Annotated in this window: 11 protein-coding genes; 8 read left to right on the plus strand and 3 right to left on the minus strand. The window is 45.5% G+C overall.

Annotated features, from left to right (window positions below):
- The first annotated feature begins 180 nt into the window (after positions 1 to 180).
- The 5 genes from chvE (at position 181) to ACIPK1_RS14720 (ending at position 6,243) form a co-directional block, all read left to right on the plus strand.
- Positions 181 to 1,281, plus strand: a complete 1,101-nt coding sequence (chvE, locus tag ACIPK1_RS14700) for a multiple monosaccharide ABC transporter substrate-binding protein (RefSeq protein ID WP_400451251.1) — start codon at positions 181 to 183, stop codon at positions 1,279 to 1,281.
- A 146-nt stretch (positions 1,282 to 1,427) separates the two neighbouring features.
- On the plus strand, positions 1,428 to 2,957 hold the full coding sequence (gene mmsA, locus ACIPK1_RS14705; protein ID WP_005232243.1) for a multiple monosaccharide ABC transporter ATP-binding protein: 1,530 nt from the start codon (positions 1,428 to 1,430) through the stop codon (positions 2,955 to 2,957).
- A gap of 1 nt (position 2,958) precedes the next feature.
- A complete protein-coding gene (gene mmsB, locus ACIPK1_RS14710; RefSeq protein ID WP_400451254.1) occupies positions 2,959 to 4,155 on the plus strand; it encodes a multiple monosaccharide ABC transporter permease in 1,197 nt (398 codons plus the stop codon).
- Between the two features lie 12 nt (positions 4,156 to 4,167).
- Entirely contained in the window at positions 4,168 to 4,503 is a 336-nt protein-coding gene (locus tag ACIPK1_RS14715; RefSeq protein WP_086299035.1) for a PTS sugar transporter subunit IIB, read from the plus strand.
- A gap of 219 nt (positions 4,504 to 4,722) precedes the next feature.
- Positions 4,723 to 6,243, plus strand: coding sequence for an alpha-L-fucosidase (locus ACIPK1_RS14720; protein WP_400451256.1), 1,521 nt, complete (start codon positions 4,723 to 4,725; stop codon positions 6,241 to 6,243).
- Between the two features lie 129 nt (positions 6,244 to 6,372).
- On the opposite strand, the gene ACIPK1_RS14725 is transcribed toward ACIPK1_RS14720, so the two are convergent.
- The 3 genes from ACIPK1_RS14725 to ACIPK1_RS14735 all read right to left on the minus strand — a co-directional run bounded on the left by ACIPK1_RS14725 (position 6,373) and on the right by ACIPK1_RS14735 (position 9,463).
- Positions 6,373 to 7,482 (minus strand): ABC transporter ATP-binding protein, encoded by a 1,110-nt coding sequence (locus tag ACIPK1_RS14725; protein ID WP_008376142.1) that lies wholly within the window; start codon positions 7,480 to 7,482, stop codon positions 6,373 to 6,375.
- Between the two features lie 107 nt (positions 7,483 to 7,589).
- The gene (locus ACIPK1_RS14730; protein ID WP_400451259.1) at positions 7,590 to 8,294 is read right to left on the minus strand and encodes a helix-turn-helix domain-containing protein; all 705 of its coding nucleotides are present in this window, start codon (positions 8,292 to 8,294) and stop codon (positions 7,590 to 7,592) included.
- Between the two features lie 329 nt (positions 8,295 to 8,623).
- Complete coding sequence (locus ACIPK1_RS14735) at positions 8,624 to 9,463, minus strand: SHOCT domain-containing protein (RefSeq protein WP_061053689.1); 840 nt, start codon at positions 9,461 to 9,463, stop codon at positions 8,624 to 8,626.
- 165 nt (positions 9,464 to 9,628) lie between these two features.
- Here ACIPK1_RS14735 and ACIPK1_RS14740 point away from each other — a divergent pair, with 165 nt between their 5' ends.
- Genes ACIPK1_RS14740 through ACIPK1_RS14750 form a run of 3 tightly spaced genes read left to right on the plus strand, consistent with a single transcriptional unit; the run spans position 9,629 to position 13,050 of the window.
- On the plus strand, positions 9,629 to 10,735 hold the full coding sequence (locus ACIPK1_RS14740; RefSeq protein ID WP_400451260.1) for a GntR family transcriptional regulator: 1,107 nt from the start codon (positions 9,629 to 9,631) through the stop codon (positions 10,733 to 10,735).
- A gap of 4 nt (positions 10,736 to 10,739) precedes the next feature.
- Complete coding sequence (locus ACIPK1_RS14745) at positions 10,740 to 12,335, plus strand: xylulokinase (protein WP_016619664.1); 1,596 nt, start codon at positions 10,740 to 10,742, stop codon at positions 12,333 to 12,335.
- 19 nt (positions 12,336 to 12,354) lie between these two features.
- On the plus strand, positions 12,355 to 13,050 hold the full coding sequence (locus ACIPK1_RS14750; protein WP_315041038.1) for an L-ribulose-5-phosphate 4-epimerase: 696 nt from the start codon (positions 12,355 to 12,357) through the stop codon (positions 13,048 to 13,050).
- Positions 13,051 to 13,059: the final 9 nt, after the last annotated feature.

Consider the following 13,059-nt stretch of genomic DNA (forward strand, 5'->3'; position numbering starts at 1 on the left):
AAAATATCAAATCAAATAAAAACCAAGGGAATCTTAAAAAATCCAAGATTCCGAAGAGAAAAGGGGGTAACTGGGCCGTTTTTTCTCAAGAAATCCAAGAAACCTCGAAAAAATCTAAATGTAAGCGATTCCTTAACTAGCTATACTGAATATGTAAGAAAAAGACATGGAGGGATCACAATGAAAGGTACTTTTGGTAAATTGGTCGTCCTAGCATCCACCTTATTGGTTGGTGGATTGTTAGCAGCTTGTGGGAATGGATCAGATAGCGGGGCAAACGGTGACGGAGACAAAGGATTTGTTGGGATCGCGATGCCGACCAAATCGGCAGAACGATGGATCGCAGATGGCAACAATATGGTAGAGGAATTAGAGAAGCTTGGCTATAAAACTGACCTGCAATATGGAGAAGACAAAGTAGAAAACCAAGTGGCACAAATTGAGAACATGATCACCAAAGGCGTTGATACTTTAGTGATCGCCTCGATCGATGGTTCGGCACTGACGGACGTGTTGGAAAAAGCCCATAACGAAGACATCACAGTCATCGCCTATGACCGTTTACTGATGAACTCGGAATACGTCGATTATTATGCCACCTTTGATAATTTTGGAGTCGGCGTGCTGCAAGCGTCTTATATTGAAGACAAATTAGGTCTCAAAGACGGTGAAGGACCATTTAATATTGAATTATTCGGCGGCTCTCCAGATGATAACAATGCATTGATCAATTATAATGGGGGCCTTTCGGTCTTCCAACAATACTTTGACAGCGGACAGCTAGTCGTTCCTTCTGGTCAAACCAACTTCAACCAAATCGCTACCTTGCGTTGGGATGGTTCAACCGCGCAAGCTCGGATGGACAACTTGTTGAGTGCCAACTATACGGATCAAACATTGGATGCTGTTCTTTCACCGTATGATCCAATCAGCCTAGGAATCATTTCATCGCTTAAAGGTGTGGGCTATGGTTCCTCTGATAAACCACTGCCTGTGATCACCGGTCAAGATGCGACGGTGGCAGGAGTGAAATCAATCATCGCGGGCGAACAAACCCAAACGATTTTTAAAGATACACGAGTGTTAGCGAAAAACACGATCGAAATGATCGAAGCCATCACCAATGGCGAGGAAGTGCCAGTCAACGATACTGAAACCTATGACAATGGCGTCAAAGTCGTACCAACCTACTTGTCAAATCCCGTTTCTGTGGATAGCGACAACTACAAAGAAGAACTGATCGATACCGATTACTATACAGAAGAAGAGCTGGGCATTTAAGCAAGGAGTGCAGATCCAGCGAGAAAAGATGCTAGTTTCCCCTAAAGCAGCAGGGAAGAACGAATCATCCCCAGTATTCGTTCTTTCCGCTTTTCTTGCAAAGGGAGCGCATCACTTTTACATAAAAAGGAAAAGGGTGAAAGAACATGGCAGATAATATTTTGATGATGAAAGGCATCGTCAAAGAGTTTTCAGGGGTTCGCGCCCTTGATAACGTCAACCTCTCGATCGAGCGAGGAGAGATCCACGCACTGTGTGGAGAAAATGGCGCCGGAAAGTCCACGCTGATGAATGTCTTAAGCGGACTCTATCCTTACGGCAGCTATGATGGAGAGATCTATTATGAAGGGGAGTTATGCAAGTTCAAAGATTTGCGGGACAGTGAGGACAAAGGAATTGTTATTATTCATCAAGAGTTAGCCTTAAGTCCTTACCTGTCGATCAAAGAAAATATCTTTCTAGGAAATGAACAAGCCAAGCACGGCATTATTGATTGGGATCTGACCGAAAAGAAAACAGATAACCTCTTAAAGATCGTTGGCTTGAAATTAGACCCGAATACGCTGGTTTCACAAATCGGTGTCGGGCATCAACAGCTGGTGGAAATTGCCAAAGCATTTTCAAAATCCGTCCGATTGTTGATTTTAGATGAACCAACCGCGGCGTTGAATGAAGAAGAAAGTGCCAATCTGTTAGAGCTGATCAAAGAGTTTCGCAACCAAGGGATCACCTCGATCATTATCTCCCACAAGCTGAATGAAATCGTCAATGTGGCGGATCGCATCACGATTTTACGAGACGGGCAAACGATCGAGACGCTGAGCGGGGCCGAAATCTCTGAAGAGCGTATCATTCGCGGCATGGTTGGGCGAGATTTGACCAATCGTTACCCAGAGCGGAAACCCGCTATTGGTGAACCGTTTTTTGAAGTCAAAAATTGGACGGTCCATCATCCAATCGACCATACCCGTGTGGTGAATGAAAATTTGAACTTGATGATCCGCAAAGGAGAGATCATCGGCATCGCCGGTTTGATGGGTGCGGGACGGACAGAGTTTGCCATGAGTGTCTTCGGTCATTCCTATGGCAGTTCGATTTCGGGGGAAGTCTATAAAGACGGCCAACCGATTTCTGTCAAAGACGTGCCAACCGCCATCAAAAATGGGTTAGCCTATGTGTCGGAAGACAGAAAAGCGCTGGGCTTGAATCTGCTGATGGATATTCGCGAGAACACCACCATCGCTAGTCTTGCCAAAATCAGCCGCCAAGGGGTCATCGATAAAGAAAAAGAAGTCACGATGGCAGAAGAATTCCGCAAAAAAATGCGGACCAAAACCAATTCAATCTATCAAAACGTCGGCAGTTTGAGTGGTGGGAATCAGCAAAAAGTTGTTTTGGCAAAATGGCTGATGACCACACCAGACATCTTATTTTTAGATGAACCGACCCGTGGGATCGATGTCGGGGCGAAATACGAAATTTATACGATCATCGAAGAGATGGCAGCAGCTGGCAAAGCCATTTGCATCATCTCCTCGGAGCTGCCAGAACTATTAGGCATGTGTGACCGAATCTATACGATGAACGAAGGACGCTTCACTGGCGAGGTCCTGCGGGAAGAGGCGGATCAAGAACGATTGATGAATCTAATGACATTAGAAGAGAGTGGGGTTTGAGATGGAAACAACCAATAAATTAAAAAAAGAACGCAGCCATTCGCTGAAAGAAAAGGCACTGGAGATCTTTAGTAAATACAGTATGATCATTATCTTAGCAGTATTATTGGTGGCCTTTCAGCTCATGACCGATGGGATTTTCTGGCGGCCGCTGAATATCACCAACCTCGTGTTGCAAAACAGTCATATTCTCGTTTTGGCAGCTGGTATGCTTTTGGTCGTCTTGTTAGGACACGTCGATCTATCCGTAGGGTCCGTGATGGCGTTTGTCGGTGCGATTGCAGGCGTTTTAATGGTCAATAACGGCATCAGTCCTTGGCTGGCAGTGCCTCTTTGCTTACTGATGGGGGCAGCGATCGGTGCCTGGCAAGGCTTCTGGGTCGCGTATGTCGGTATCCCAGCATTTATTGTGACCTTGTCTGGTTTACTGATGTTTCGAGGACTGACCCAAGTCGTCTTAGGCGGTCAATCCTTGGCGCCGTTTCCCAAGGCATTCCAACAAATTTCTACTGGGTATTTGCCAGATATTGCAGGCGGTCAGATCCATTTACTTTCCATGATTTTAGGTGTAGTGATCACGGGCGTCCTGATTTTAGGCCAATGGCGGACCCGTGAGCGCCGCAAAAAAAATCTTTTTGAAGTGGAATCAATGGCAGCCTTTGCCTTTAAAGCCGTCTTTACTGCGGTCGTATTTCTCGGTGCTACCTATATCTTTGCCTCTTATCAAGGGTATCCGATCATTTTGATCGTCTTAGGAGTGATCGTGGCTGCCTATGGCTTTTTGACTAACAAAACCGTCGCTGGTCGTCAAATCTATGCAACCGGCGGCAACAAAAAAGCAGCCGAACTTTCTGGGATCAAGACGAAGAAAATCACCTTCTGGGTCTTCGTGAACATGGGGATGATGGCAGCTTTGGCGGGCTTGGTTTTAGCCGCTCGGTTGAATGCAGCCACACCGCAAGCGGGAACGTCAATGGAATTAGATGCAATGGCCGCAGTTTATTTCGGCGGTGCTTCCACCTCAGGCGGTATTGGTACCGTGATGGGGGCGATCGTTGGTGGTCTCGTGATGGGTGTCTTAAACAATGGGATGTCGATCTTAGGAGTCGGTGTCGATTGGCAGCAAGCCATCAAAGGGTTGATTTTGCTGCTGGCTGTCGTGTTGGATATCTACAATAAGAAAAAGAAAATTTCGTAGGAGGGCCTGTTTATGGAGGACCAAGCACAAAAGACGATTTTATTGATTTGTACCGCCGGCATCACTACGGGACTCTTAGTAAAAAATATGCAGCGGGCCGCAGATGAAAAAGGGCTAGCTGTGCATATCTATTCGGCACCAGCCATCATTGCTGAACAGATCCTGCAGCAACAAACAGTCGATGCCTTGCTGATCGGTCCGCAGTCGAAGTACGAAGTCAATCGATTAAAAGACTTTCTCATGGTCAAAGCGGTGCCATATAAATTAATCAAAGAAACAGATTACGAGCTGTTAGATGGCGAAGCTGTCCTTGCAGACAGCCTCACCCTCTTACAAAACGATCGCTAGGCTCAAAAAAGAGCTATGTGTTTCAGCGTTTGAATATGTTGTTTAGAGTAGTGCCTTGCGAATCCCCCAAGCAAGCACTACTCTTTTTATCGTAAAGTAGTTTGATCACCTGATAGGGAAGACCCGTCGATTGAATGGTGCTTCAGTCAGTTCCTGTACTTCGTTTGCCAGTGAGCGTACAGATGACGGAAGTACAGTAAAGGCGTTGGATCTTTTCCAATGAGGAAACAGTCAAGAATCGATCTTGTATCTGTTTCCTTAAAGCAGCAAACAACTCATAGAATGGAGGAACAGATTATCGAACCAGCAGAACTTACCCAGATTCGCCCCAGTAAACGACAACTGCAGTGGCAGCAGCTGGAATTTTATGGCTTTATCCACTTTGGTCTCAATACGATGACCAATCGTGAATGGGGGCTCGGCAATGAGTCGCCAACGGTATTTGACCCGCAAAAGCTAGACTGTCATCAATGGGTTTCTGCAATGAAGCAAAGCGGTATGCAGGGAATCATTTTGACCTGCAAACACCATGACGGCTTTTGCTTATGGCCAAGCCAGCACACTGCTTACACAGTCGCTTCAACGCCCTGGCGCAATGGTCAAGGTGATTTAGTGAAAGAACTTTCTGATGCTTGCCGTCAAGCAGACCTGAAATTCGGCATTTATTTATCGCCATGGGATCAGCATGAAGCTTGTTATGGAATGGGGCAAGCCTATGATGATTTTTATACGGCGCAGTTGACAGAACTTTTAACCAATTATGGTGATATATTCGAAATATGGTTAGATGGGGCCAATGGTGAAGGACCCAATGGAAAACGCCAAAACTATGATTGGGAACGGTATTATCAAGTGATTCGTGAGCTGCAACCCAATGCAGTGATTGCGGTTTGCGGACCGGATGTCCGTTGGGTAGGAAACGAAGCGGGGCAAACCAGACTTCAAGAATGGAGTGTGGTGCCAGCAGCATTAAAGGATGCTGAAAAAACAGCGAGTCATTCGCAAAAAGCCGATAGCACAGCGTTTCGGCAATCGATTTCCAGTATGGAAATGGATTTAGGAAGCCAACAAGCGCTGAAAAAGTACGGCATTAAAGAAGCTGCCGAATTGGCTTGGTACCCTGCTGAGGTCAACTTATCGATTCGCCCCGGCTGGTTTTATCATCCATCAGAAGACCAACAAGTAAAAAGCGGCGCTGAGCTCTGGTCTTTTTACAAGCAGATCGTTGGGGGCAATAGTTCTTTTCTATTTAATGTGCCGCCGATGCCGGATGGTATGATCCATCCAACGGATCAAAAGGCATTGCAGCAATTAGGTCACTCGATTAAACAATTGAAAGAGGTGACGGCTGAAAGGACCGGCACGTTTGCGAGCTCTTCAACCAGTGTGTCCAGCAGAATGGATAAGCTCCAACTATCTCAAGCGTTTGGCCAGTATTGGAAACCGGACTTGGAAGACAAACGGCCATGGCTGACCCTACATTTTGCAGAACCGGTCGTCATCAATTCACTTGTATTGAAGGAAGCGATTCAATATGGGCAACGGGTAGAAAAAGCAAAAATTTTTCTGCAAACTGTAGCAGGACCACAGTTACTGACCGAAATAGTGACGATCGGCTATCAAAAAATCATCAGCTTTGAAGCGGTCGGCGTGTCTGCTGTCAAAATCGTTTTTACTCAAGTTCGGCAAACACCGATCATTCAAACCATGGCCGCGCGCTATGTGCCTCAGGAAGAATAAAGTAACCCAAAAACAGACAGTCGGCTGACTGTCTGTTTTTGAGGGATACAAATAAGGAATAAAAGTGGATATTAGTTAAATGCGACTGCCTAGGGGGCAAATCCGAGAACAGTGCATGGTAACTACAAATTAAGGAAGTGTGATGACATTTTCTGAATCTTTGTCGAAGAAATGCGCTTTGTTGATGTTGAAAGCTAAATCAACTGTTTCACCTGGACGGTGGAAGTCGCGGGCATCAACTTTCGAGATAAATTCAGTCGCACCTACACGTGTATAAAGCATTGTTTCTGCACCTAATAGTTCAGATACGACCACTTCAGCACGTACAGTTGCTTCAGGAGAAGCTTCCAATGCGATTTGTTCACTGTGGATATCTTCTGGACGAATACCAAAGACTAATTGTTTGCCTTCGTAGCCTTTTTCCACAAGAATCTTATTCTTGCCTTCAGGAATACGTAAATTCAAGCTTTGACCATCAGAGATCATACCGTTATTCAACGTAACATTGAAGAAGTTCATTGCTGGTGAACCGATAAAGCCGGCAACGAAAATATTTTTCGGCGTGTTGTAGACTTCTTTTGGTGAACCGATTTGTTGAATGAAACCATCTTTCATGATAACGATCCGGTCAGCCATGGTCATCGCTTCTGTTTGGTCATGGGTTACATAGATCGTCGTTGTTTCTAAACGTTGGTGTAATTTTGCGATTTCCGCACGCATGGCAACCCGCAATTTCGCATCTAAGTTTGACAACGGCTCATCCATCAAGAAGACTTTGGCATCACGAACGATGGCACGGCCTAAGGCAACCCGTTGACGCTGACCACCTGAAAGGGCAGCAGGTTTACGATCTAAGTATTCTGTCAAACCTAAGATCTCAGCGGCATTTTCTACGCGTTTTTTGATTTCTTCTTTGTCGTATTTACGCAATTTCAAACCAAATGCCATGTTGTTGAAAACAGTCATATGGGGATACAATGCGTAGTTCTGGAAAACCATCGCGATGTCGCGGTCTTTTGGTGCTACATCGTTCATTACTTTTCCACCGATGCTCAATTCGCCTTCAGAAATATCTTCTAAACCAGCGATCATTCGAAGGGTTGTTGATTTTCCGCAACCAGAAGGTCCAACGAAAACGATAAATTCGCGATCCGCGATATCTAAATTAAAATCAGTTACCGAATACGCATCATTATTGTCATATTTTTTGTGGATATTTTTTAAGGCCATTTCTACCATTGGGATTACCTCTTTCCATTTAGTTTACATGAATAGCATAAATGAAAACGCTTCGAATGCGCAACGGAAACCTGCACAAGAAAAAAACGTTTTCTTGTGCAGGTTGTTTAATTGCTCTGATGGGTGAATTGGTCGATCAGTAAATAGCAAAGCAGCAGATCATCCATATTTTTTAAATTTAAACGTGTCAGTGTTTGAAACTTATCGATCTTATATAGGAGAGAATTCCGATGCATAAACAGTTCTTTGGCAGTGGAGCTCGCATTGCCTTGATTGCGCCACAGTGATTGAATGATCGTTTCGGTCTCTTCTTCAAACCAATCTAGATACAAGGTACGAAACAAGGAAATATACTCGGAAAAGCCATTGCGAAAAAGAGCGAAGACCACTTTGGGCAGATCCATACTTTTACTGGTAGTTTTCGTTTTTAACTCATTTTTAAACAGGGTAGATTCACTCGTCCATAAGGTAGTGAAGTCGTGGCGTGGGTGATGGAAGGGGCCAACGAACAGCTGGGAATAGCAGTCGAAATCCATATCCAAAGCCACGAATAAGCCGTCGAGATCTTCGATGGGTAAATTAGTGTCGTCTTGTTTTTCTACGATCACCGCATGGTGTTCGGTGAGGAAAAAAAGATCCACCACGCTAGGGAGCATTTGCTGGATCTCTGCGAGCCATTCGGATTGCAAGGAGTCAATGGTTCGGGTGAAATGAACTTGCAGCATTCGGACCCACGTTTGGTCTTGAACGGGCTGATGTTCAAATAAAATCGGATACCATGGATGGTTTCGGTTATCGATTTCTGGTTGCAAAGAGCCGTTTCCCAGTTGGATCAGCAGTTTTTCACTGTCACTTAATTGGTCAGTTGGCAGCCAAATATATTTTTTGCCGAAAGCGATGGATTCGATGTCCTTCGTTGTGGATACTTTGTCATGCAGCGTTGCCTGGGGGAAACGCGCTTTGATGTCATTAAAAGAAAAAATGAGAAAGACCTCCTTTGAGATACTCTACGTATTCTTCATTTAGTATAGCATGTTCTAAAAAAACCGTTCAAAATTTTCCCAGAAAAAAGCACAGCCCTTCACCGAAATCTCTGCCTTTGCATGGCAGGAGGACTGCTTTTTTCCCGAAGCGATGGCTTCTATAATCCTAACAGTTGTTTTTTCTTTAAGGCAAATTCTTCTTCAGTCAAAATTCCTTCATCGACCAACATTTTCAGTTCGCGAAGATCAGCAATGACCTGTTCCGTCGGGGTTACAGTTGGTCGCGGGGGCAGTATCGCATGCTTACGGGGGAAGTTAGTGAGATAGCGCTGTATGATCCGAGCAATCAGCAGGTCTTTTTCGGCAAAGCAAAGGGAGTGGTTTGGTTCCGTCCTTCTGCGAGAATGGGTTTCTCTGATTGCCCCGCCGCCAATATACAGTTCCAAGAAGCCATTGCCTTTCCAAAGACCAGATTCGGCAACTTCTTTCAGACTGACACTGGTGATCTGGGGAATCTGCAAAACCTGCTTTTCTTTCTTTTTGTAGTCGATGATCGTGAGGGTATCTTCTGCGATGATCCAAGCATCACGATAATGATAAGACAGTAATTTGATTTTACCAGCCTCTTCATCCACGTAACTTTTGGCTGATTGTCCGCCAAGTGCTGCCAAATGATCCGTTAAAAATTCATAGGCTTTTTGGGCATCGATTCGATTGGTGAAATAAAGCAGATGAGAATTACCTGGTACCTGCAGTCGGAGGTAGTCCACTAAGAGACCTTTGCCTATATGTAATTCCACATCGGCAATTTTTGCCATGGGAATCTTTTCATCTGGGATTTTTGGATGGGTATGGTTTATCAAAACACCTTTACTGGTAATAAACCAGCGACAACTAGCCTCGTGTTTGCGATTCTCTCGATATTTTTTTGAATAAAGAATGATTGGCGCCTCACGATTTTCATTCATATTTCTCGTCAAAGTGTTTGCCTCCTTCATAGAAATAACTAACTATTTATTCAATTATACAACAAATCTAATCTTATTTATTTTTATTATGAGTAAAATATAGGTGAATGATCGTTTGGAATTTTTTCTCTATTACTTTTTCAGAAAAATTAGTATAGCAGCAATTGACAAGGAAGCGGTTTCTTGGTATTTTAGATGTACGGACAACTTTTGAAAGCTGGGATGAAAATGGCGAATAAGTACGAACAACTAGCGGATATCTTAAGAGAAAAGATCCGCTTAGGCACCTATCAAGAAGGCGATGCGATCCCTTCAGAAGCAACCTTACAGGAAGAATTTCATTATAGCCGCCACACGGTGCGCCAAGCGATCGCTGTTTTGGTCAATGAAGGTTATTTAAGAAAAGAACGGGGCTCAGGTACCTACGTTTCAAAACCTGAGACTGTCAATCATAAAAACCGCAAAACGATTGGGATCATCATGACCTATTTGTCTGATTATATTTTCCCATCGATCATGCGTGGCGTGGAGCAGACATTGCGGGAGCAAGGCTACTCACTGCTTTTAGGCTCAACCAACAATGACCATGAGCAAGAAAGAGCGTGCTTGCAGCAAATGATGGATCAAGGGGTAGACGGGTTGATCGTTGAACCAACTAAGAGCAGCCAGTACAACCCGAATCTTGCCTATTATGTCGCCCTCCAAGAAGCTGGGATTCCTCTCGTCATGATCAATGCCTATTACGAAGAACTAGACTTGCCGCATATTTGTGTCAACGATACACGTTCTGGTTTTTTAGCAACCAATTATCTATTAGAACAACAGCATCAGCAGTTGATGATGATCACGAAAATCGATGACTTACAAGGGAAATATCGGATGAAAGGGTTTGTCAAAGCGTTGACCCAAGCCAAGCGGACGTTTGCAGCAGAAGACGTCTTGACGTATACGACGGAGACGAAAGAAGCCGTTATTGAACAAGCGATCCAGCGCTTGACGGCTGCCGATAATCAAGTCACAGGCATCGTTTGTTACAACGATGAGATCGCGCATCGTTTGATTCAAGCATTGACGGCTGCTGGGAAGAACGTTCCTACTGATTTTTCGATCGTAGGAAACGATGACTCGCCCCTTAGCACCTTGTCCACACCGACGATCACCACACTGACTCACCCGAAAGAAGCGATGGGGGAATTGGCAGCACAATGGATCACTACAGGTAAGGCAACAGAAGCACAACACTTTTATTTTGAACCAGAGCTGATCGTTCGCGGTTCAGTCAATAACCAAAAAGGAGAGTAAGAAGATGACGCAACAAGTAAGGCAAGCAATTATTGACGGGCGCACGTCTCTTGGGATCGAGCTAGGCTCGACACGGATCAAAGCTGTCTTGATCGATGAGCGGTTTCAGACGATCGCTTCTGGCAGCTTTGAATGGGAAAATCAATTGGAGCAAGGGATTTGGACCTACTCGCTAGAAGCGATTTGGCAAGGACTGCAAGCCAGCTACCAAGAGTTGGCGCACAATATCCAGCAGCAATTCGAGGTACCTTTGACGACGATCGGCAGTATCGGTTTTTCTGCAATGATGCACGGCTATATGGCCTTTGATCAGCAAGGCACGCTGTTGGTCCCTTTTCGGACATGGCGCAATGCAATCACGGAAGAAGCAGAAAAAGCTTTGACAGCATTGTTCCAATACAACATCCCGCAGCGTTGGAGTATCGCGCACTTGTATCAAGCGATTTTGAATCAAGAAGCTCACGTACCAGAGGTCGCTTTTTTCACTACCTTAGCCGGCTATGTCCATTGGCAGCTGACAGGGGAAAAAGTTATCGGAATCGGTGATGCATCTGGGATGTTCCCAATCGATAGTACGACAAAAAACTATGACGCGAATATGCTGCAGCAATTTGATGCGCAAATCAGCAGTCAGGGGTATCCTTGGCAGATCAAAGACCTTTTGCCACAAGTGTTGACAGCAGGCGAACCAGCCGGCACATTGACGGCAGAAGGCGCAAAAAAACTCGACCCAACCGGTACCTTGCAAGCCGGCATCCCGTTATGTCCGCCAGAAGGCGATGCGGGCACTGGCATGGTTGCCACGAATAGTGTGGCACAGCGAAGCGGGAATGTTTCAGCCGGGACGTCGGCTTTTGCCATGATCGTCTTAGAAGAACCCTTAACGCAAGTGTATCCAGAGATCGATTTGGTCACGACGCCTTCTGGTGATTTGGTGGGGATGGTCCATACGAATAACTGTACCTCGGAGATCAATGCATGGGTCAAACTTTTCCGCGAATTTGCCGACGCAGCTGGAATGAAACTTTCCACGGAAGAATTGTTTGCGACCTTGTTCAACGAAGCATTGAAAGGGGATTCAGAATGTGGCGGGATGCTTTCTTATGGCTATTATTCTGGTGAAAATATCACTAAGATCCCTGAAGGACGGCCGCTTTTCGTCCGATCGCCAGAGAGTTCTTTTACTTTAGCAAATTTCATGCGCTTACATCTGTTTAGTGCCTTTGGTGCGATGAAGATCGGGATGAAGATTCTGGAAGCCGAAGACGTCGCCATTGATCGAATCGTTGGTCACGGGGGGATCTTCAAGACGCCAGAAGTTGCCCAACGTGTCTTGGCAGCTGTCATGGAAGCCCCAGTCACGGTCATGGAAACGGCTGGTGAAGGCGGCGCCTGGGGGATCGCCCTTTTAGCAGCATACCTTCGCCGTCACACGCCAGAACAATCCTTGGCCGCATTTTTAGCAGATCAAGTATTTAAAAATGACCACGGCGTGACGTTAGCCCCGACAGAAGCCGACATTCAGGGGTTCACCGTCTTTACTCAACGTTACCAAGCAGGGTTGCCGATCGAGCAAGCGGCAATCGATGCGTTGATTTAAAAAGAAAGAAGGGAATTTTGTGTTAGAAGGATTAAAAGAAGAAGTCTTTCAGGCCAATTTGGCATTGCCGAAGCAAGGATTGATCAAATACACCTGGGGCAATGTGTCAGCAGTGGATCGCCAACAGCAGTTGTTTGTCATCAAACCTAGCGGTGTTGACTATGAAACCATGCAAGCCAGTGATATGGTGGTTTGTGATTTTGAGGGCAACGTAGTGGAAGGAGCGAAAAATCCTTCCTCCGATACGCCAACGCATGCCGTTTTATACAAAGCATTTCCAGAAATTGGTGGGATCGTCCATACCCATTCTACTTGGGCGACGAGCTGGGCTCAGGCAGGACTCGATCTGCCAGCGATGGGCACGACCCATGCCGATACGTTTTATGGAGCAGTCCCCTGTGCCCGCTTTTTGACGCAAGCCGAAATCGATGAAGGCTATGAAGCACAAACAGGACAGGTGATCGTCGAAACCTTTAAGGAACGCGGCATCACGCCAGAAGAAATTCCTGGTGTCTTGCTTCACGGTCATGGACCGTTTACCTGGGGCAAAACGGCGGATGCGGCGGTGATGAACGCAGTTGTCTTAGAAGAAGTCGCTAAGATGAATTTTATCACGCACCAGCTCAACAGTTACGCACCCGAATTGCCGCAGCGGGTCTTAGACAAACATTATTTACGCAAACATGGAGAAAATGCCTATTACGGGCAAAAATAACGAAAAAGG

Origin of the sequence: Enterococcus sp. NPDC086594, assembly GCF_044746145.1 — a bacterium.
Taxonomy (GTDB): domain Bacteria; phylum Bacillota; class Bacilli; order Lactobacillales; family Enterococcaceae; genus Enterococcus_D; species Enterococcus_D entomosocium.